This is a genomic window from Affinundibacterium nitidum (assembly GCF_014284155.1).
Taxonomy (GTDB): domain Bacteria; phylum Pseudomonadota; class Gammaproteobacteria; order Burkholderiales; family Burkholderiaceae_D; genus Undibacterium; species Undibacterium nitidum.
Map to the genome: position 1 here is coordinate 19,887 of NZ_JACOFZ010000003.1, position 22,195 is coordinate 42,081.

Genomic DNA, 22,195 nt, shown 5'->3' on the forward strand with positions numbered 1-22,195 from the left:
ACCTTACTCTTCGCTCAAAGAAGAATTAGCTCGATCCATCAATGGTTTCATGAGATAGTTCATGAAAGTACGTTCGCCTGTTTTGACAGACATATCTACCGGCATCCCTGGGCGCAACTCTAACTTCGTCAATTTCTTCACACCTTCTGGAGTCACTTCTGCTCGAATTTTGTAATACGGCATGCCTGTGCGCTCATCGACCGTGCGATCGGCAGCCACTTGGGTAACCACACCAGGAATATGTGGCGTGGTATTCGAGTTAAATGCAGAGAAAATCAAATCAACAGGCATACCCTTGCGTACTTTATCAACCAAATGCACAGGCATTTGGCCTTCAACGATCAAAGGATCAGATTCAGGAACGATTTCCATCAATTTCACATTCGGAGCGACAAAACCGCCCACGGTAAATACATTGAGACTCGTCACAACACCATTCACTGGCGACTTGACCTCTACGTTATTAAATTCGTATTCCAGTGCCGGCAAACGACTGCGAGCGGATTCTGCATCTTTTTGTGCTTCATTTAATTGCGCTCGGGCTTCTTTTTGATACTCTTGTTGTCTCTGCGTACGGCGGAAATTGAGTTCTGTAATTTGACGTTGAACACGACCGATGTTGCCTGTATCTTCCGAGATGGCGCCAATCACCTGCGCATAGGTGCGTTCCAAATCGAGCAAACGGTTACGTGCGACAAAACCTTCCTTCGCTAATTCGCGCATATTTTCAACTTGCTCTTTCAAGAAACCAACTTGCTGCTTTTTGTTGATCATCGAATCTTCAAGACCACGCAACTGCGACTTCAGACCAGCAATGTTTTCATCGATCGAGGATAAATCATTTTGTTGTGCTGTACGACGCGACAAGAACAACTGTTGCTGTAACAGGATGTTATTAGCAACACGTGGGTCAAGCTTGTCAGAAGTTAAGTACTTAGGGAAATTGATATTCGGTGCATTTTCAATTTCAGCTTTTAAGCGAGCTGCGGTGGCCTCTGCCGTATAGAGCTGCACACGACCCACTTCCAAATTGGCTTTTGATACGATGGGGTTCATGCGCACCAAGACTTGGCCCGCTTTGACGACATCACCGTCTTTCACCAACACCGCTTCTACCGTGCCATTATTGGGATATTGAATTGCCTTACGGTTAGACGATACCGACAAGGTACCTTGAATCGGAACACCCTTATCGAGCGGCGCGAACGAAGCCCACAAAATAAAGCCAACAAAACCGAACAGCACGATCATCCAACCTAATCGTGAATAGCTACTGGAATCGACAATCACGTCCAATACTTCAACGTCTTGTGTTGCGACGTCCGAGACATTGTTATCGCGTTTAACTAATGCGTTTTTCGTATTCATATTCTTACTCCGCAGCAGGGTTAGTTTCAGCCGCTGGGCCGTTGCCTTGCGCTGCTGCTTGTTGCTGTTGTTGCGCCTGCAATGCCGCTTGTTGTGCTGCGACCGCTTGCTGCTGTGCTTGTTGGTTGGCTTGATTGAGCGCGGCAATGACTTGATCACGTGGTCCGAAAGCTTGCGCCACACCATCACGCAATAATAGAAGCTGCGTTGTTGCGCTCAAAATGCTTGTGCGATGGGTGATTAACACGATGGTTTTTCCAATCGATCGCAAGTAATTCACTGCTTGAACCAATGCTGCTTCGCCGACATCATCCAAATTCGAATTCGGTTCATCGAGCACCAACAGAGACGGGTCGTTGTACATAGCACGTGCTAGAGCAATACGTTGTTTCTGGCCGCCAGACAAACCTGCACCACCATCACCGAGCTTGGTGTCGTAACCTTGAGGGAAGTGTAAAATCATATCGTGTACGCCCGCGTGCTTTGCAGCGACAATTACCTTCTCAGCATCGACTTCACCAAAACGAGCGATATTATCCGCAACCGTGCCAGCAAATAATTCGATATCTTGTGGCAGGTAGCCGATATGCGAGCCGAGCTGATCTTTATTCCATTGAAAAATATCAGCACTATCTAAACGCACGGTGCCTTGCGCTGCGGGCCATACGCCAACTAACAAGCGTGCTAAAGTCGACTTACCTGAACCTGATGGACCAATGATGCCTAGCACTTCACCTGGAGGAATGGCAAAAGTTACGCCTTTCAAAACCGCCACTTTCGAACCAGGAGGTGCTGCCACAACTGCCTCAACAGACACCGCACCTTTTGGTTTTGGCAAATCCATACCAGCAACACGAGGTGGATTGTTCGACAATAATTCCTCTAAGCGCTTGTAGGCGCTTTGCACACTACTCCACTGCTTCCATACCCCAATCAATTGATCGATAGGGCCAGTCGCTTTACCGAGCAAAATAGAACCCGCAATCATCATCCCTGGCGACATCTTTCCTTCGATTACCAGCAAGGCACCCAAGCCTAAGACCAGAGACTGAATTGAAACGCGTACAAATTTACTCAGAGCAGTAACGATGCCGGATTTTTCACTTGCTTCGCCCTGTAGTTGCAAGAAACGACCATGTAATTTGAACCAACGGCTCATCAAACTAGGCAACATGCCCATGGCTTCGATTACCTCAGCATTACGCAAGTTATTGGTTGCGAGGTTACTAGAAATAATGGACATCGTATTCGCCTCGCTGAGAGGTTTTTTTGAAACCACTTCATTTGCGTAAGCCAAGATCACCATCAAAATCACGCCACATGTCGCGAATACACCGAGCCAGACGTCAAACATGAAGATCACGGCAAGGTAAAATGGAAACCAAGGTGCATCGAAGAAGGCGAACAAGCCATTGCCAGTTAAGAACTGACGAATTTGCGTTAAATCTTGCAATGCCTGGCCTGCATTACCGCCGCCGCGTTTCAAATTTTGCTCAAATGCCGCGGTATAGATTCGTTTATTCATCTTCATGTCGAGTTTCGCACCGGCACGAATCAAGATGAAACTACGAATAAATTCGAGCGTGCTCATGACGGCATAGGCCAAGAGCATGAGCAAGGTCAACATCAACAAAGTCATTTCATTGCGACTTTGTAAAACACGATCATAGATCTGCAGCATGTAGAGGGACGGAACCAACATCAGCAGATTAATAATGGCGCTGAAAACGCCTATGGTGCGAAATGTACTTTTGAACGAACGTAACACATCGGTTATTTCGTTTTTAGGCATTTGAAACTTAGAAATCATTTTGAGCTTTGCACACTAAAGTGAAAAAGGATGCCATTTTCGGCAAAGTGCGTAGTTGAACATGTACGCCACTTAAAAAATGTGACGCAAATCACATTTTCAAGCAGATTAACATAGAATCCTTCCAAATTCCATCAAAGCTTAATAAATTCTTCCGCCGAATAAGCTATGTGCAGGTATTTTCCCAGCATTGAACTACGGTAGTGCGGCTTCGCGAATGTGAAGCCAGATTACACTTCATTTCAAACGCAATAGCCTTTTCGATTAAAATGACGACAAATTTTTAATGTAAACAAAAATGTCACCGCTAATTATTAACTTGGCACCAACTGGCATGGTGCCAATGCCAACTCAAACACCATACGTACCTATCAATCCAAAAGATATTGCGGAAGTAGCGTTGAGGTGCGCAGAGCTTGGCGCTAGCATGATACATATTCACGCCCGTGCTGAGGATGGAACACCGTCGACAAGTGCTTCTATCTTCGCCGACATAATCTCCAAAATCCGCGGAAAAAATTCAGATTTAATCATTACCGCGACCACTAGCGGAAGAATGGTAAAGGACGTAGAAGATCGCGCCGCTAGCTTATATCTCGACAAAGATCTGCGGCCTGATATGGCGAGTCTCACTTTAGGTTCAATGAATTTTGCGAAAGATGCGAGCGTCAACTCTCCAGCAGCAATTATACGCTTAGCTGAGATCATGCTCGAACGTGGGATCAAGCCTGAGTTAGAAGTTTTTGATCTTGGCATGGTCAATTTTGCCAAAATCCTCATCGAAAAAGGGTTATTAGCGCCGCCATATTACTTCAACATACTGTTGGGCAATCCATCCACTGCGCAAGCGAATATGTTACACATAGCGATAATCGTAAACGAACTTCCTCCTAATTCGATCTGGTCGCTTGCTGGAATTGGTCGATTCCAGAAAACTGCGAATGCTTTGGGAGTCGTGATCGGTGACGGCGTACGCGTTGGCGTCGAGGACAATATCTGGTTTGACGATGACCGCACCAATTTGGCAAGTAATGAGATGCTTGTGGAAAGAGTAGTTAAACAATCGAAAGCCCTCGGCAGGAGCATAGCGACTCCTACTGAGGTGAGACAGCGACTCGGCATTACAGAACGGTAAATCATGAAACCAGCTTTAGTTATTTTCGGCTGCAGCAATATCTTGTCGGATATTTTTGATTGTGCGTTGGCCAATCATCTCGAGGTGGCACAAATTGTGTCGCACTTACCAGAGTCTGTTGGTGAACGCGACAGAAGCGTGCTTGAACGCGCTGAAGAACTCAGTCCATTTCAGAACATGCCAAAAATTATAGGCATAAAAGATTTTCTCCCAAAACCGAATGATCTCTACATATTGGGACCGACGACCCCGACGCGGGAAGTATTGGCAATAGAGCTTGAACAAAAATTTGGAATTCAATTCACCACGCTTATTCACCCTACTTCCTATGTATCGCCGCTTGCTGCAATCAATCCGGGTGTATTTATCGGTGCGAAAAGTGTCATTGGTCCTGGCGCTCAATTAGCTCAACACGTATTTATCAACCGTGGCGTGACCGTTGGGCACGACACACAGATTGGTGCTTTCTCTCGCATTCAGCCGGGGAGCAATTTGGGCGGATTAAGCTGCATTGGCAAAAGGGTTACTGTAGGAATTGGTGCGACTGTGCTCGAAAGACTAAACATAGGTGACGATGCAGTGGTCGGTGCTGGAGCGGTGGTTACCAATGACGTCGATGCGAACGTACTGGTTGTCGGCATTCCGGCGAAGTTTAAGAAGTCCTATGCAGCAGATTCTCACTAAGCGTTCACAGCACGACCTACTTATTCTAGTATTAACTTGAAAATTCCGCTCTGCACATGGACGTCACTCAGTGTTGTTCTGCACAACGAATTGCGTATCGACTTAGTGCTGCGTGTGCAGCTTCCATCCATGACTCGCCAGCGTTCTCAAGATTGATGGTCTTATCAAAGATCTCAATCATAGCAATCGACCATTTCTGTCTGTATTCCGAGCTGTTGATCAGATTTCGCAGCTCTGTTACAAAATGGTTTGAGTCACGTACTGCATATTCTAAAAGCTTCGAACCCCCATCCGTATTGCAATAGGCTAAGCACGGTACTCCTACCGACATCGCCTCTGCTACACTAAAACCGCCACCAACTCTTGGTGGATTAATGTAGATATCCGCAGTATCTAACTGCGTAAAAATATCTTCGCTATGTTTTATTATTTCAATTCGGTTTGCGTCAAGTCCTTTCAACGCTTGCGGTAATTCACCTTTGCCACCAATAAGCTTCCACTTCAACTTAGGAAATTCGTCAAACAGTGGCCGAATCCGCTCCACCCAATCAGACTTAATCTCATCAGGAAGTCTTGCTCCAACTGTAATCAAGGTTAGCTCATTATTTCGCTTTTCCGAGGCAAAATAGCTCATATCACGCGCCGTGGCTTGCCTAAACACGCGAAACGGATAGTAAGCGCTTCGAGATCGATCAATATCCGAATGTAGTTCTTCAGCTTTCTTTGCACTTAGCCAAATATCATAATTACCTAATGGTGCATGAGAATTAACGTTCAACGTGAGAATCGGCATATGTTCATATAGCGCAGCCAAGAGCGGCGAATGATTCCCTACGAAAAATAAAATATCGGGTTCATATTGAGAGATTTGATTGGCGATATCTTGATACCTCAATGCAAGCGAGAAATCTTCTGTGGCCTTTACCACCTCTATTGGCTTAAAAAATTTCATCTCCTCTAATAGACCCTCATCAAATGCAGCGTTATGAACATGTGCATCATTACTTAAGTATTCACGACTCTGTTGAATTTGCAGTTCTTGTGCACTAAAGACTTTGACTTCCAACCCCTTTTCTTGCATTACCTTCACATGCTGGAGTGCAAGTGATGTCGGCGGGTGATTGCTGTCGTTAATCTGAGGTAAATAGATCGCCACACGTTTAATCTCATTTCGTCGATTTCTTGTGTTCAAATGGGAAATCTTGATTTGTTGAGCGACCAATTGAAGTAAGGATTCAATCTTTGTATTTTTAAAATGTTGTTCTAGGCTGATTGTGTCACTCCCCTTTGTTAATCTCGTCGCCCACTCCGAATTGATGAAAGCCATAATGCGGTCAACATGCACCGGGCGAAGGTCAGCAAGTATCCTCGCTGCTTCTTCAATTGCGCGATCAACAGAAAACACGTGTGCCAAAAAAATCGCTCGATGAAATCCCCCCATACCTTCGCTTGCCACCTCGGCCTCGATACGTTCGTAGGCATGTTGATGTAACTCACTATCATGGCAACTGAGCAATCTGTTGAGTAGAGTCCTCCAATGAAAACGACTTCCAGGGTCGGAAATTACTTGGTTCAGCGCATCAATGAGGTAGAGTTGTGAGGCAATTGTTTTGGTCATTTGTTAGCGGTTTGCTGTACTTAATTGATCAGTAGTATGCAGGATTTTTGCTTTCCTTGGGCTCAACACTTCATTCATGATTGAGCTTTATATTGTCAACGGCGGACATAAAAAAACCCACCTTCGAGAAGGTGGGTTTTTTATTTGATACTAAGTAATCAGCTACTTAGACAAAAAGCCCTTGCATGAAGTGACATCGAGTTTTTTCGATGTCACACCCATCACAATTAAGCCAATGTCAATGTTGCTGTACCAGCGCCAGTTGCTGTGCTCAGATCGATCAAGCCAGTCAATTTAACGATCATATCAGTACCGTTGACGAAGCTTGCGTTCGCGCCAGAACCATCATGACGGCTTTGTACCAAGTATGTATCGCCGTTGAATTGGAACCAACCAAACGCGCCGTTGACAGAAGCGTTACCACCAGCTTGGATGACTGCATTCGCGTAATCTTGGAATACAGCCGTACCAGCCAATGTTACTTTCGTTGAGTTGAAAGTTTCAGTACCTTTGTCTGCGAAGGTAATGGAATCTGTCTTAGTTGCATCAGTGATTGTAGAGTACGTATTCACGTTTGCAGTTACAGCTGTAAAGGAGATTACGTCAGCGCCAGCGCCTGTAGTGATAGTGTTAGAACCGCCACCAACAGTGATCGTATCAACGTTCTTACCACCAGTGTAAGTGTTGTTACCAGTTGTTGCTGTGAAGCTGTTTGCACCGTCACCCAATGACACTGTGTTGTTACCAGTTGTTACTGTAACTGTATCAGCATCTTTGCCACCAGTTACAGTGTTATTGCCTGAACCGAGAGTTGCAGTATTTGCACCGTCACCCAAAGTCAATACGTTGTTTTGCGCATTGCTTGCTGTGAACGTATCATCGCCAGAACCACCAGTGTATGTCACTGCTTTTGTTGCCGCAGTTGCAGTAATTGTGTTTGCACCATCAACACTACCTTTTACTGTTGCAGCAGCTGCCAATGCACCAGAAGTCCATTGGAAACCTGCACCGCCAGTTACGCCATCAGCAGTAGAAATGCCACTTGCATCAACAGATGTCAATGCTGTACTTGCTGCTGTCAATGTCAAACCTGCGTCGCCAGTAACTGAGATCGCTTTTACTGTGTTGCCCAAGACTGTCAATGTGTCATAGAAGCCACCATCAGAATCAGTTTGTGTGTCGTCAACTGTGATCGCGATAGTTTCTACGTTTGCAGCTGTGATACCTGTAGCTGCGAATGCAACACCGCCATTGCTACCATCAGCCAATTTAACATTGATTACGTCAGCAGTAGCGCTTGTGAAGTCTGAGTTTGCAACAGTGTAAGCTGTACCTGCACCTGTCAACGTCAAATTACCGCCTGAAGGCAAGTTGTTCAATGTCAAGCCGTTACCACCAGAAGTGGACACGTCTTTGAAGCTGCCCAATACGGACAAATCGATAGTTTGGTTAGTTGCACCAGACAACACCAAGTTTTCGAAGCCAGTTACTTTACCTGCGAAAGTTGCAGAGCCAGAAGCTGTTGCTGCCAATGCCGCTGTCATTGTGATGGTATCTGTACCGTCACCACCAGCAACAGTTGCTGTTGGAGTTGCAGAAACAGAGTTCATGTTCAATGTATCGTTACCAGCGCCCAAAGAAATTGCTTTAGACAACGCTGCACCAGATGTTGTAACTGCATCAACACCAGCACCACCAGTGTAAGTTGCTGTCGCAGAAGCGATAGTCACTGTTGCTTTACCAGTTGTAGCCGATGTATTTACACCAGTTACAGTTGCGAGACCACTCACATCAGCTGTCAAACCTGCAGTACCAGAAACTGTTACTGTTTTCAATGCTGTCAAGCCAGCCGTTGAAGTCAATGTCAATTTGTTTGTACCTGCCACTGTCAATGCTGTAACAGCACCTGTCGTGATATTTGCCAATGTAGAGTCAGCAGTTGCTGTTGTTACATTCAATGTTGTGTAGATATCAGCATCATCCAATGTACCGCCAGTCAAACCATTTGCTGTAACAGCCAAAGTTTTGTTTGTTGGCGTTGTCAAACCACTGTTGTCGATGATGATATTGCCAGCACCGTTGGTCACGTTCAATGTAGTCAAAGCATTGCCATTAACCTGCAAAGTTGTATAGCCGCTTGCTGTCACAGAAGCGATCGTACCTGCTTTAGTTGCGCTACCGTTGTTCACGTCCGTGATAGAGATGCTGTTTGTAGCGATACCAGCTTTTGTGCCAGAAGCAGTTACAGCTTTAGAGTTCGTTACGCTTACTGAAGTTGTGTTTGCACCACCAGTTACAGACACTTGACCCAAAGTCGTCGTTTGAGCGACTGTGGTGTTTTTCGCTGTTTGGGAAATTGTAACGTTACCGGCTGTAGAAACAGATACTGTACCCAAAGTGATGTTGCTTGTAGATGTATCAGTTGTTACAGATACGTCACCAGCAGAACCACTTACAGTTACTTGGTTACCAGAAGCCAAACCAGTCGATGTGAAGTTCACTGTGGAACCACCAGAAACTGTTGAGTTACCAGCTGGTGTTGTAGCAGCTGCAGTCACTGCAGTTGTTTTATCAGCAGTGATTGCTGTTGCGCCGATAGATGTTGACGTCAAGCTTGTTACGCCAGTCCAGCCGCCAGTGCTGCTAACGTCTGCAGTAACTGTACCAGAAGAAGTCAACTTAACAATTTCAACACCTTTAACAGTTGCACCAGCAGCTGCAGTGTTCAAGTTACCAACCAAAGTGATGCTCAATTCGTCGCCAGCACCTGCGCCGCCATCGATAGCGTCTAATGCTGTCAATGTGATTGCAGAGTTATCAGCTTTGTTTGCAACGAATGTATCGTTACCAGCACCGCCTGTGAACGCATCAACACCAGATGTCAATGTGAACGCTTTAGCAACATAGTTTGCTGGCAATGCAGCAGCAGATGTTGTGTCAGTAGCAGCTTTAGTCACAGCAGAAGTTGCAGCAGTAACTTGTGCAGTTGCAGCAGTTACAGCAGCAGCAGCAGCTGTGTCGTCAGTTGTAGACGCTGTTTTCGCGGCAGCAGCAGCCAATGCGTTAGCAGCAGCCAAAGTTGCGTCAGCAGCTGTTTTGGAAGCAGCAGCAGCAGCAGTTTCATCAGCAGCCGCTGTGATGGCAGCGTTTGCCAATGCCAACGATGTTGTACCAGTGATTGCTGTTGTAGCAGCTGTAGACTTAGTTGCAGCAGTTGTTGCAGCTGTGTCAGAAGCAGCTTTAGCTGTGTTGTAAGCAGCTGTCAACGTGATCACGTCTGTAGTTGCTTTTGCAGCAGCAGCAGCAGCAGTTGCAGTAGCAGCAGCAGTTACCGCAGCAGCAGCAGCTGTGTCATCAGTTGTGTTGGATGTTTTTGCAGCAGCAGCAGCTTGAGCAGCAGCAGCAGCAGCTTGATCAGCAGCAGCAGTTACAGCAGCAGCAGATGCTGTTGTTGCAGCAGTTACCGCGTTTGCAGCAGCAGTTGCAGCAGTTGCAGCAGCAGCGTCATCAGCAGCAGCAGCGTCAGATGCAGCTTTTGCTGTAGCAGCAGCAGCAGCAGTAGAAGTTACAGCAGCGTCAGCTGTTGTTTTAGCCGCTTGAGCGATCAACAATTCAGCATTTTTTGTGTTGATGTCGTTCACTACGCCAGAAGCGATAGCTGTGTTCAATGCTGTTTGAGCAGCAGTTACAGCAGCGGCTTTAGCAGCAGCTGTAGTCACAGCGTCAGCAGCAGCAGTTGCAGCTGTGTCGCTAGTTGCTTTCAATGCTGTTGCGTCAGTTGCATCAGCTTTAGTTTTTGCAGTTGCAGCAGCAGCAGCAGTTGTATCAACAGCAGCAGCCGCTGTTGCAGCAGCAGCAGTTGCAGTTGTTGCAGCAGCAGCTTTAGCAGCTGTTGCAGCAGCAGCAGCAGTTACAGCGTCAACCAATGGGCCTTGTGGCAAGATCGCATCGATAACTTTATTTGCTGGGTCATTGCCGCCAGCCAATACGTATGTCAAACCTGCGTCAACTTTAGCGTTGAAGAAACCTTTGGAATCCAAAGCAGCAGCGTCTGTACCAGCGTATGTTGTTACAGCAGTGATCATGTCAGCGATGACTTGACCCTTTGTTTTTGTGTTCAATTGTGCTGTCCAGTAGTCCAAGCCAGCTTGGTCTGGTTGACGGCCCAATACGTTTGTGTAGAACTTAGTGATGATTTCTGCGTTCAACAGGAAAGCTGGGTATACCGCTTTTGCTGCTGGAGCGTCGTACATAGATTGTGCAACTTGAGCAAATGTTTTGCCGGATTCGAGCATACCAACCCAGTAAGCAAAACCGTCAGCCTCTGGTGCGCGGCCAAACAGAGCCACGTACAGTTGAGTAATCTGGGTGCGCATTGTTGATGTAACAGCCATTTGTAACTCCTAAAAGGAAATTTATAAAAAATACAGCAAGCAAGCTATATAGCGCTACTTGTCGAGCGTATAGTAAATACACTCGAATAAAGAAAACGTGATGGACATCACATTCCTAAATTTTTTTCGCAAAAACAACGTGCCCACTGTAAAAATACTGCTGACAAACTTATTTATTGTTTGAAAACTACAGATGCAGTAGTCCATGATTCTATCGTAATTACCTATCAGAATGTAAACGTTTCGCTATGTAATCAGGGGCGAAACTAGGGTTTACGTGGTGATAATGCCAAGAATCAATTGACGTAGGTCACGAAATGTCGAGATGGGTGCTGAACCGCCTTTTGCAAGACATTGGCAGTATTAATAGTAGGCACTTAATCGTATGCAATTAATAGTTAAGGCGCACACCGGCACTAATATTGCGGCCGCGTTGTCTAAATAGTACTAGATTAGAGTCATTGCGATTATCTTCGTAGGCAGCAAAGGCCATCCAATTTTTGCCGAAAGGATACCCCAACTGAAAACGATAATTACGACGCTGTACCACACGCCTCGCATTATTCTCCAGCAAAGCGCTATAACCCTCTTCATCGGCGGCTCGGCCAAAACTAAAACTGAGGTCGGCACGTAAGGCTGAAGGTGTTTTTAGACTTAAACGAAGAATATTTTCCTGGCGCGAAGTAGCACCACCGGCACGAAATACCACTGGCTTGTCGTTGGCACGGCGTGCAACTACAGCCGCCTCCCATTGATACGCCCCCATATGCCGCTGGCATGAGCCTGCAATATTGCTCCACAACGAGCGGGCATTGAGGTTCGCCGTGGAAACGTAGCGGCGACTTTCATAGTCCAACACATAGCTGAGTTGGCATGGGCCGAAGTTTTTCTCAACGAAGAGTGATGTTTCGGAATTATTCAGTAACGAACGATTACCCCAAATGAAATGCTCGACCGAACCGGCGATACCGGCATCAAAGCCATCAAAGTTATGCCCTAAAGTCATACCTAAACTGGCGTCGGTATAAGAATAGACGTGTTCTTTGGTGAAGGAACGATTGGTCAATGCCAAATCGAAACCAAAATTTTGACCGAGCAAACGACTTTGAAAATGGGAACGGTTAGAAACTTGCCGAAAGGTATCTGGGTGCGCTTTGTACTGTTCATCCAAAAGCAGGTCAATCGACTTACCTTCGAAGGTAACGGTGATGTGGCTCACCAACAAACCGCTGTTGGCATTGGTATCGCGCCCAATAAAATACTCAAACTGATTGCGCCAAGGCTTGTGGTCGTCCATTTGCTTTTGCATGCGGGCACGATACGTGGCGATCATGCGCAGAATTTGAGCGCTCGGGCGATGGCTTGCCTCGATGTAGTCGAAATACTGGTTTGCTTGTGTGAACTCGCCCGCTTCAGCGTTGGCGATAGCGAGATCTAACCATGCACCTGCGTTATCAGACTGAATCAGGACAACACGTTCGAATGCCGCAGCCGCACTGGCAAACTGTTTTTGCTGTAAGTACAAGACGCCGAGCAGGTTAAAAAAACGTGGATTATTCTCGTGCTGTGGCTGTTTGCTTTCCAAGGCCAAGATGGCATCTGCCACTTTCGTTTGGTCTAATAAGGCTTTGACATCAGGAAATGCGGCGACGTCGACTTGGTAATCAAGTGCCTTTTGTGCTTGCGTGACTTGCTGGCTTTCAGCAACGGTTGGCGCATCCGACTCACTCTTCACATTTAGCACTTGTGCGCACAGCGACATGGGCAGCGACACTAAAGGCAGTAAAACCAAAGAGGAAAGGATTCTTTTCATGCAAGAAAAATAATTTTCAGGGTGCCGAATTATAACCAGTTCGTATGATTTGCCAAGTATTTTTGCTCACTTGACAATAATTTCCATACGCAACTTACTGCGTAACTTACTGCGCAAGAGGTCACACTACAGCATCGAGTTTGGCATGTGCTTGGGCGAATACAAAGCAAGTACGCGTTGTCTACCGCGAATTTGCACTTCACCCAAGGGTTCAAGACCTTCTCCATGCAAGGCTTCTGCGCAGGCTTCACCAATCAAAATGGAACGATTAAATTGCCCGGTTAAACCTTCAATACGACTCGCTAACACCACGGTTTCTCCCAAGGCAGTATAAGTGCGCCGGTGTTCTGAACCAAAATTACCAACCAGAGCATACCCCGTTTCAATACCAATACCGATCTTCACATGCGGCACCCCAAGTTCATCGCAATACGCTGCCAGTTGATGCATGCGACGTAGCATGTCTTGTGCCGAGGCCAAGGCGTGCAGCGCATGATGCGGATCATCTTCTGGGGCGTTCCAAAAGGCCATCACCGCATCGCCAATAAACTTATCAATGGTACCTTCATGACTGACCACGGCCGCCGCCATCTCGCTGAACACTCGATGCATCAGGCGCGCAACTACTTCTGGATGATGACCTTCCGCTAAGCCTGTAAACCCACGCACATCGGCAAACATCACCGTAATTTGACGCCGACTGGCGTCGACCGAGGTGTCCATTTTGCCGTCACGATGATTACGCTCAGTCAGTTTATCTGCCACTTGCCTTGGAAGGTAGGCTGCCAGCAAACCCGAAACACCATTTTTTTCGCGTGCAGATAAATAGAGTTCCACACTTCCGATGGCGAAAGTGGTGAAGAGAGGAAACAAGGCAAATGGCGTGAGTGGCAACAATAAGTCGAACTTCACATACGCCAACATGACGATGCCCGTCATACTCAGCCAACTCAACGACATCCATGCAGGCACGATAAAGGCGCGTTGCACTGGCGATGCGGCCCGCTTCAAGAGGAAAAAGAGCAGTAAGGCCAAAGGAAGCAATAAGACGACAACAAACAACGAAGCGTATTTTGGCGTCACTAAGAAATTATTATCAAGCAAGGCAACCATGACTTCTGAGTGCGGCTCTAGACCAGAGGCGACAGAACTAATAGGCGTGACCACCACGTCTGACATCCCCAACGCGGTCGCGCCAATAATGACTAAACTGCCACGTAATTTTTCAGCCGAGATTCTCTTTTGCAAAATATCGGTGGCAGAAATGGCTGACCAGTCTTTCAAGCGATGACGATATGGAACAGTGAGAGTGCCATTTTCATCCAAGGGCACTTTCACCATCGTGACATCCTTGCCTTCCTTGATAACAACTTCCCAAGCGGGGCCAAATAAGCCTTTCCCTTCACTCATTGAGAGCGTGGGCTCAGAAAGCAAACTCATGTAAGCGGAAATACCGAGCAATGGCAGGCATTCGCTCTGGCGATCAGTGTGGCATGCAAACGGTGGTAAATGGCGTAGTGATCCGTCGGAGTCAAACAAGGGGGTGATATGTCCAAGACGATGCGGCATCAGTCCTGGATAATTAGCGCTGACGGGCAAACCCAGTGTACGCGGGGCTTTCGACGGCATACCAATGGTGGGGAAAGGTGGTAGACCTTTCGTCACTTCTGGCTGTTCTCTACCCAGAAAATCGTAAATGACGGCACCGGTGACTTGAGGGCGCTGCAGCTGTCCAACCAAAACCGCATCATTTTCTTTAACTTCAGGAAATACGATATCTAACGCAACACCAGCAGCACCATAGTGGTCGATCAAAGTTTCAATCAAGCCCGAAACTTTAGTACGCGGCCAAGGCCAAGGGCCCTCTTTACTCAAACTTTTTTCATCGACATCGACCACAAACACGCGCTGTTCCTGCTGAGCTGATGGTTGCGTTATGGCAGCGTAATCTAACGCCAACTGGGTACGCCAATCATTGAGAGTGTGATCTAAGGGCGCAAAAAAGGCAGGCGCAAGCTTCAGCGCAAAAACAGCTGCGGCCAGCGCGGTAATTAAGGAAAGAGCCCGTTGTGCTTTACGTTGCATAAATCAAAAACTAAAAACCCGCACCAAAGTTTTCACTTTGTGCGGGTGTAGCAGAAACGAATCTAAGCTTATCGTATCCAGCGTGTAGCACCAACCACCGAAGTACCGTTTTCGAGGAAACGTTGGAATAAATAACCCGCTTGTGAACCGTCTCGATTTAAGGCGCCATCCACAAACGTGTTCGGCGAATTCGACTCGCTAATAAAATAACCTTGGAATGTAATCGTTCCTTGCGACTGAATACCGACAGGCGAAATGCCTGGCGCTTTCACGGTTAATGAAGTGTCGTAGCGGCGATTGCCAAAGTCGATTGTCAAAGCAGGTGAAGTAATCGCTGCTGTGGTTAAGGTCTTATCCACATTAACCAAATAACTTTCGGAATCAGCCAATTTGAAAGAAGCAACGCCCGCTGTTGGCAATGCAAACTCTTCCGTCTTTTCACGCAACAAGCCAAACACAGGGTTACTTGAACTAACTTCACGTTCACTATTGGTCACATTTTTCATGGTGCGAGCATCGCCATTGGCATACTCTTCCCAACGACCCCACCAGATTTTTTGTGGGACAACAGGCTCCACCACTGGCACTTCAGGTTTGACCGTACTTGCCACTTGATTTTTGATATTGCCCACCGCGGAATTACCGTTTGCGTCCACAACATAGGCATCGGTTGAAACAGCGGCTGCCTTGTTGCCCTTATCGCCACCAACGCGTGGTTCATCCTGACGTGGAGGTGCAATCAGGTTTGGCGATTCGATCGCTTTCTCTGCTGGCACAAATACAGGTGCATCGGCACGGCTGCGCAATTCAAGGTAGGCGTTGCGCATCGCTGCTGTCAAATCACGAGAACTCGCCGATTTACATGGACCCAGCGTATCGCGGGTGCAATCTGCGTTCAAAGGTGTCATGACAATCGCGCCGCTTTGTACCAAAACACGGGTAACGTCATTGGATGCTTGTACAACGAAGTCTGTGCCGCGAATACCAATCGCTGCTAATGGGGTATTCAAGCGATACGATTCTTTAGAGGCTTCACCCGCTTTACCAGTGATGCTGCGTACCACACCGTTTTCGAGATTTAACTTAATGCGTGACTTGGATGGAGTGGCCGTATCGACGAAATAATCTTCGATCTTCAGACGTGAGGAAGCACGCACGATCACCGCCGCACCATCGACCATGCGCAAATTGACGTGGCCGTTCGCCCCCGTCACAATGGACTGGCCTGCATAAACCTTTTCGCCGCGCGTCAGAGCATGCGTTGCACCTTTGGAATCTGCCACTTGCGCATCACCGATGACGATCAAGACTGAACCAGCGAGATCTTGGGCCAAGGCGGCACCACTCGCTAATATCCAAACACACAGCGCTACAGCGCAACTTAATAATTTTTTCACGATAACCACCTTAAAAACTTTCATACCCAAACTCGAGCAACCATACACGCCTATCGGGTAAGATGCCTAGAGAAAGCGCGAGCAGCGCCAAATCAGCCTCTTCGCATTCACTGCACCTTCTTCTATTTGGCTCCCATTATAAAGATATTCAAGCGGAGCCCTGCTTTTTTATTGACTTTTACAGGGTTAACACTATATAAGCAACATGTCGATGTCTGTGACACAGATCACAAATTTCCATCAAGAACTGCGGTTTAATTACAAATTAATTAAAGAAATTACGTTTAACACATGCCGATTTCGTTAAATGTTGTAGAACAAATACCTTTATTCAAGGACTTGGACCAAGCCACAATGAACCACATTGCAGGCTTGATGACCAGTCGCATCTATTTGAGCCATGATCAAGTCATTCGCAAAGGTGATAGTGCTGACAACTTAGCTTTCTTGATCAGCGGCAAGCTGCAAGTGGTCGACCTCACTGAAGATGGTCGAGAAATTGGTATTCAATTTATTCATCCAGGCACCTATTTCGGCGAATTATCAGTCATTGACGGCAAACCACGCTCTGCCTCGGTGATTTCCGTTAAAACCTCAGAAGTTGCTTTCTTGCCCAATATGCAGGCGCGGGAATTGATTTTCCACAACCCGACCATCGCTCAACGTCTGATGACGCATTTTGCACAAGTCGTGCGTGCGGCATCGAGTCAGCGTACGCTTCTCAGTATTCCTAATGCTTTCCAACGTGTTTTTGCGCAATTACAAACCTTTGTGATGGTCAATAATCAAGGCGCGGTGATCGAAGGTTTGCCACGTCAACACGAAATCGCGATTATGGTGAACACCAGCCGCGAAACCGTATCACGCGCCCTGCACACACTGATGAAACTCAACATCATCGAAAAACAAGGCTCGATGTTGATCGTCAAACAACCGGAAAAACTAAAACAAGCGGCGACAATAGGAATTGATGATACGGAAGTTCCTAAAAAATAATGATTTGATCTGATTGGTAGTGCGAGCACTGCCAACCAGTTCGAACTCAATGATCGTTTGCGATGCCATCAATGGTGTTTAACAAACGCTGCGCAAGTGCTTTCCAATTGCGTTCAGAAAACCAAACCCGGGCTTCTTCATTCAGCGCTATGGCACTCGCCTGCGTATCGAGCAAGACCCTCAAACTTTCCGCCATCGAGGCGCTATCAGTTCCTTTGAGATAGGTCACTGCTTCTTTCACGTCATCGAAAATAGATAATGGCGTCACTGCGACTGGCTTTCCGGTCGCCAAGCCAACACGTACTGCAGCGCTCGAAGACTCTTGCGTCTGTTGATAAGGAAAAACGATTAAGTCAGCGTTCGACAATAAAGCATGGGTTTCAGTGTCAGATAAAAAGTCAGTGATAAAGCTGACTTTAGCACCCAGATTTTTCACGCGAATCAATTCATGACAAGCATTTGCCTCAGCATATGAAACTTGGTCTGGGTAAATCGAATTCACCAATAACAAATGATAGTCATGCGACTCGTGATCGAGCTGAGAAAATGCTTCAATCAGTTGTCGGATACCTTTATGCGGCAACAAAAAACCATAGGAAGCAATCACCTTAGATTCCGCCCATTTCTCCGCTCTCGCCAATGGCACTTCAGGTGCAGCGGCAACACCATGCGGGAAGTAGACAACATTGTCGACCAACCCCCATGCTTTCAGACGATTCATATCGTCAACGCTATGCACAAACAGTCGCTCTACTTCAGACAGCGTCGATTGAATGCTCGATAAAGACACCATTTGCTCACCAATTTTCACGTCCGCTGTGGAGTGGAAAAAGACGTAAGCTTCGACCTCGTGAGACTTCAATTTCTTCAAAAATTCCGCCAGATTAGGAACCGACAAAAACCCAAAATTATATTGAATAACGACCGCCTTGATACCCTTCTCTACAATGTGCATCAACGCATATTCAAAGTCTTCACTCTGTTGTGCATTCCAACAGCGAATTACATTATCTTGATCGATGCCCATGCGCTCTGGGATGTGATTCGCCAGTACGAATAGTCGATCTTGCGGCAGAGCTTGTGTTAGAAATTGAGAATAGTTCGCGATGCCACAACGAGCGTTCCAAGTGGAAATCCATGCGATTTTTGGTTCATCTCGCAAGCGCGTTTGGGCTTGCACGGCCTGCACCGCCGACTTCACTTTGTGCGCCGTTTTTGCCCAAGTAAAGTTCTGCTCAATATTGCGTTTTGCCCGTGCCAACTTTTCTGCATAGAGCACCGGATCAGTCGAGAATACCTCTTTCATTTGCGCAGCCAGATGATGTACATCAGGCTCGGCCCATAACGAATGCGTTAAACCCAAATGCGTATCCGCTTTAGCAAACTGGTAGTCGCACAACCATGCAGTTTCTTCACTGCAGAAGTCGCGTTGCCCGCCCCATGCTGTGGTAATCACCGGCAAATTAAATAACATGGCTTCCGCCAGTGGCAGCCCAAAACCTTCTCCACGGCTAGGTGCGACAAAAGCATGACTATTGCGATACAAGCTCACGATTCGCGCTTGCGGCCAATCTTCATTTATCAATTCAACATGAGGATAATGTGGATTCTCACGACGACATTCTTCTAACATATCGGCGACGCGATTATGAGGATTAGGAAAAGTCTTGATCAACAAACTGACGTCATCCGACGCGCTAAAAGCCTGGCCAAACGCCCGCAAAAGAACATCGATTCCCTTACGTGGGAAGCTAGAGGAAATGTGTAAGAAGCGGAATTTCTTCAGCCCTTGAGTGATCGTGTTCGGTAATTCTTCTGCAGCGGTATGCAAGAGATGATCGACGCCTGCCCCTGTAACGGCGATAGGCACACGCACGCCACTATCTCGCAAGACTTTTGCCACCGACTCTGAGAGGACGGTAACCAAGTCGAGGCGGCGATTAAATTCTTCAACATAGGCTTGCGGAAAACCGGTCTCCTCCCACCCGTAAGAATGTACTGCACGCAAGCCTGCGGGCATGTCGTTCGCATAGGGCGGGTAGCAGAAACGTAAAGCGACATTGGGGTAGCGATCTGAGCCGAGATACTGATCTCCCAGTGCATGCATTTGTGCGCATTCCGCATCTTCACTTAGAAACTGCGGGCTAGCAGGAAAATCGCCATGACCTTCATGCGAACGTAAGCTTGTAAAGGCGCCGTCTCGATGTAGAGCGCGGGCCAATTCTCGATTCACAATCGCTAGGCTGTAACTAGAATCGAAAGGTCCTTCGATTTGCCACACTTCATGCGAAACCGGCGCATCTTCTGACACCGTTTGTGGCGCCGCTATCTTGAGTTGAGCAAGGAAGTTTGCTAACTGTCGTTTGATTTCGCCTTTCGCAAATTGCGCCAAGCGTGTTGCTTGCGTTTGCAATAATTGACGTCTCAATGCGGGCTCAGACATCAAAGTCAATACGGCGGCAGCAACGCGATGCGCATTCGTTTCCGCCGCTAACAACCATCCGGCACCACCGAGCGTATCTGCAATGCTACTGCTTTGACGTGCGATCACCGGCAAGCCGTACTGCATTGCCTCGATCATCGGCATACCAAATCCCTCATGCGCACTTAAACACACGAACACATCGGATTGACGGTAGAGCGCCAGTAACGACTCCTCACTCAATTTGCCGGTGAAGACGACCTGATCGCTCAAGTTCCAACGAGCCACTTCTTGTCGCAGGAAATCTTCATACTCCGGACTTGTTGTTTCGCCAGCCAAAATCAAACGACATTTACTGCTAGCCATCGTCCGCAGGTGAGCCAAGACTTCAATTAACTCTGCTTGATTCTTATTTTCGCAAATACGACCGACGAACAAAATATTATAACTATCACGTAAGAAACTCCACTGCAGGGCTGTCTCAGTTGAGATGCGAAGTTGACTATTCTTTTCTAAGTCAACGAGCATAGGAATTGTGACCGGATTGAGATAAGCGTTCTGTGTAAGTTCTTGCGTATTCAGCTTAGAATCGCCTATCGCTCCAATAAAGCGCGTATTCCATTGAGCCAATTGTTCCCGCCCAAGTACTGCGTAGCGACCAATTTCGCTATTTGGGGGGAGCAATTCAGGCGGGGTGATATTGTGGTACACCATCACCTTCGGGTTTGATAAGGCAAATAACGAATCGGTGTCGTCGTAACCTAAGCAATGATGCACTAGGATCAGGGCATGCGGATCGTCTTGCAACTCGCTCGCTTTGCGAACCAGTTCGCGCAATTCAGGGGCGACATCACGTGCAAATATTTCTGATTCGAAACCCAATTCACGCAGAATTTTTTGCGTGTAGAAAAGGCTATTGGTCACTCCACTACCGGTGCTGGTAGCGAAGCTAAATTGGTGGATACGATGAATATTCATACTACTTATTTTCGCGCTATCAGGGCGTAGTCTTGAGGACCGAAGAAATAACGATTAATGGCCACATCAACATCACTATTTCCGGTGGTGCGATGATCATCAGGATAAGGATGCAGGCGCAAAATCTCTGCTTCCGCAAAGCCTCTTTGCGTTGCAATGAATTGCGCCACGGCCGGTACTATCGGATGTAAATGGGTAGGATCAAAATAAAAATTACACGCGCCAACGAGTAAATTTTCTGGATTCGGCGTTTCAAAAATCAAAACGCCACCTGGACGCAATGCATGCAAAGCGGCATCAAATAAGGCGAGCATGGTTTCAAAAGGCAAATGCTCAATCAAATGAAAACCCGTCACCGCAGCAACACTTCCGGCTTCTTGCTGCTGCAAGAAGCTAATTGCATCAGCCACTTTTGCCGCTAAACCTTGCTCGATGCATGACTCTACCTTGGCTAAATTCAAATCAACGCCCAGCGCTGGAATTTGATTTTCGGCAAGAAGTTCTAGCCATTCACCACGGCCACATCCAACGTCAATCACTTGCCCCGCAGATCCGATTTGTGCCGACTGCAGATAAGGCAAATAGACTTTCAATCTCTGCTTAATTTCATCCTTAGAACCACGGAATGCATCTTCAAAATCTTTAAAGAAAGCGTCGACGCCAAGTTCATCTTTCTTACTGGTCGCGACCGGTGCTGAGCTTAAAAATAAAGCTTGTTGGCCACCATGGGTCAAGGCATGTACCTGACTACTTAATTCATGAAGCTGTGCCCGCAATTGCAGATTTTCACGCTCTGAAAACTGGAGAAGCTGGGAGAATTGACGTAATTTTCGCTCGGCCTCAGTCTGCTCCAGTTTCATCAAACGGTGGCCAATATTCAACATCTCTAAAGGATGTAGACGCGTCTCTGTATTAATCTGTTCTAGCTGTTGCATGCGATGAGCAAGCGCACTAAAGTTCTCATCGCTGAGCTGTGCCGTTTTCTGCAAGGCTGGTTCAAGCGCGCTAATACGCTGATTCAGAACAGCGTTTAATTGTTCAACCTGCGCCCGCAAACTTTCTATCGTTTGTATGCGCAACTCATGTTGCTGGCGCATCAATGGTGCACGGAGTACATGAGTCACCACTGATATCGCATAACCCAATAAAGGAATGGCGCGTAATCTTTGTTTAAAGCCGATGCCCGGTTGGAAAATCGCTGCCAGACGTCGACTGATATACGAACCAGATTCGGTCGGTTCCTGCTTCACATGTAAATCTGGCGCCGCTGCAGAGAATGGCAAAGGCCCTGGCACATGCACATGGGCCTGGACTGACGCCATCGACACTACCTCACCAAGATAGCGATCGACATTGACAGCTTGCGTACTAGCGTCCACGCGAGGCATAGAAGAAGCTTTTTCGAGCAAACGTTGTTCTGCTTGCTTAGTGTTCGCTTCAGGCGATATTTTCTTATTCATACAATTTTCTTATGCTACTTTTGCATGGCTACACG

At 47.1% G+C, this 22,195-nt stretch carries 12 protein-coding genes; 3 read left to right on the plus strand and 9 right to left on the minus strand.

Features of this window, described 5'->3' with window-relative positions; translation table 11 throughout:
* Positions 1-3 precede the first annotated feature (3 nt).
* Positions 4-1,368 carry an HlyD family type I secretion periplasmic adaptor subunit gene (locus H8K36_RS10065; RefSeq protein WP_186916609.1) on the minus strand — a complete coding sequence of 455 codons (1,365 nt, stop codon included), beginning with the start codon at positions 1,366-1,368 and terminating at the stop codon, positions 4-6.
* A gap of 4 nt (positions 1,369-1,372) precedes the next feature.
* Entirely contained in the window at positions 1,373-3,160 is a 1,788-nt protein-coding gene (locus H8K36_RS10070) for a type I secretion system permease/ATPase (protein ID WP_230404518.1), read from the minus strand.
* A 316-nt stretch (positions 3,161-3,476) separates the two neighbouring features.
* On the opposite strand from H8K36_RS10070, the gene H8K36_RS10075 reads away from it, so the two are divergent.
* A complete protein-coding gene (locus tag H8K36_RS10075; protein WP_186916607.1) occupies positions 3,477-4,313 on the plus strand; it encodes a beta-keto acid cleavage family enzyme in 837 nt (278 codons plus the stop codon).
* A 3-nt stretch (positions 4,314-4,316) separates the two neighbouring features.
* Positions 4,317-4,997, plus strand: coding sequence for an acetyltransferase (locus H8K36_RS10080; protein WP_186916606.1), 681 nt, complete (start codon positions 4,317-4,319; stop codon positions 4,995-4,997).
* Between the two features lie 67 nt (positions 4,998-5,064).
* Here the strand turns inward: H8K36_RS10080 and H8K36_RS10085 are convergent, their stop codons facing one another.
* The 5 genes from H8K36_RS10085 to H8K36_RS10105 form a co-directional block, all read right to left on the minus strand.
* Positions 5,065-6,615, minus strand: a complete 1,551-nt coding sequence (locus H8K36_RS10085) for a glycosyltransferase (RefSeq protein ID WP_186916605.1) — start codon at positions 6,613-6,615, stop codon at positions 5,065-5,067.
* 227 nt (positions 6,616-6,842) lie between these two features.
* Positions 6,843-11,009 carry a DUF4214 domain-containing protein gene (locus tag H8K36_RS10090; protein WP_186916604.1) on the minus strand — a complete coding sequence of 1,389 codons (4,167 nt, stop codon included), beginning with the start codon at positions 11,007-11,009 and terminating at the stop codon, positions 6,843-6,845.
* Positions 11,010-11,400: 391 nt separating this feature from the next.
* Positions 11,401-12,822: a tetratricopeptide repeat protein gene (locus tag H8K36_RS10095; RefSeq protein WP_186916603.1), complete on the minus strand. Its 1,422-nt coding sequence runs from the start codon at positions 12,820-12,822 to the stop codon at positions 11,401-11,403.
* Positions 12,823-12,948: 126 nt separating this feature from the next.
* Entirely contained in the window at positions 12,949-14,907 is a 1,959-nt protein-coding gene (locus tag H8K36_RS10100) for an adenylate/guanylate cyclase domain-containing protein (RefSeq protein ID WP_186916602.1), read from the minus strand.
* A 68-nt stretch (positions 14,908-14,975) separates the two neighbouring features.
* The gene (locus tag H8K36_RS10105; RefSeq protein WP_186920447.1) at positions 14,976-16,328 is read right to left on the minus strand and encodes a FecR family protein; all 1,353 of its coding nucleotides are present in this window, start codon (positions 16,326-16,328) and stop codon (positions 14,976-14,978) included.
* Positions 16,329-16,658: 330 nt separating this feature from the next.
* Between H8K36_RS10105 and H8K36_RS10110 the strand changes: the two genes are divergently transcribed.
* Positions 16,659-17,300 carry a Crp/Fnr family transcriptional regulator gene (locus H8K36_RS10110; RefSeq protein WP_186916600.1) on the plus strand — a complete coding sequence of 214 codons (642 nt, stop codon included), beginning with the start codon at positions 16,659-16,661 and terminating at the stop codon, positions 17,298-17,300.
* Between the two features lie 46 nt (positions 17,301-17,346).
* On the opposite strand, the gene H8K36_RS10115 is transcribed toward H8K36_RS10110, so the two are convergent.
* Together H8K36_RS10115 and H8K36_RS10120 are read right to left on the minus strand one after the other, a co-directional pair.
* Entirely contained in the window at positions 17,347-20,700 is a 3,354-nt protein-coding gene (locus tag H8K36_RS10115; RefSeq protein ID WP_186916599.1) for a glycosyltransferase, read from the minus strand.
* Between the two features lie 5 nt (positions 20,701-20,705).
* Complete coding sequence (locus H8K36_RS10120) at positions 20,706-22,160, minus strand: class I SAM-dependent methyltransferase (RefSeq protein WP_186916598.1); 1,455 nt, start codon at positions 22,158-22,160, stop codon at positions 20,706-20,708.
* Between the last annotated feature and the right edge of the window lie 35 nt (positions 22,161-22,195).

Bases quoted from the DNA above. Each gene is read 5' to 3' on its own strand.
- H8K36_RS10070 (WP_230404518.1), bottom strand. From the start codon at position 3,160: ATGCCTAAAAACGAAATAACCGATGTGTTACGTTCGTTCAAAAGTACA.
- H8K36_RS10080 (WP_186916606.1), top strand. From the start codon at position 4,317: ATGAAACCAGCTTTAGTTATTTTCGGCTGCAGCAATATCTTGTCGGAT.
- H8K36_RS10095 (WP_186916603.1), bottom strand. From the start codon at position 12,822: ATGAAAAGAATCCTTTCCTCTTTGGTTTTACTGCCTTTAGTGTCGCTG.
- H8K36_RS10075 (WP_186916607.1), top strand. From the start codon at position 3,477: ATGTCACCGCTAATTATTAACTTGGCACCAACTGGCATGGTGCCAATG.
- H8K36_RS10115 (WP_186916599.1), bottom strand. From the start codon at position 20,700: ATGAATATTCATCGTATCCACCAATTTAGCTTCGCTACCAGCACCGGT.
- H8K36_RS10065 (WP_186916609.1), bottom strand. From the start codon at position 1,368: ATGAATACGAAAAACGCATTAGTTAAACGCGATAACAATGTCTCGGAC.
- H8K36_RS10100 (WP_186916602.1), bottom strand. From the start codon at position 14,907: ATGCAACGTAAAGCACAACGGGCTCTTTCCTTAATTACCGCGCTGGCC.
- H8K36_RS10085 (WP_186916605.1), bottom strand. From the start codon at position 6,615: ATGACCAAAACAATTGCCTCACAACTCTACCTCATTGATGCGCTGAAC.
- H8K36_RS10105 (WP_186920447.1), bottom strand. From the start codon at position 16,328: ATGAAAGTTTTTAAGGTGGTTATCGTGAAAAAATTATTAAGTTGCGCT.
- H8K36_RS10110 (WP_186916600.1), top strand. From the start codon at position 16,659: ATGAACCACATTGCAGGCTTGATGACCAGTCGCATCTATTTGAGCCAT.
- H8K36_RS10120 (WP_186916598.1), bottom strand. From the start codon at position 22,160: ATGAATAAGAAAATATCGCCTGAAGCGAACACTAAGCAAGCAGAACAA.
- H8K36_RS10090 (WP_186916604.1), bottom strand. From the start codon at position 11,009: ATGGCTGTTACATCAACAATGCGCACCCAGATTACTCAACTGTACGTG.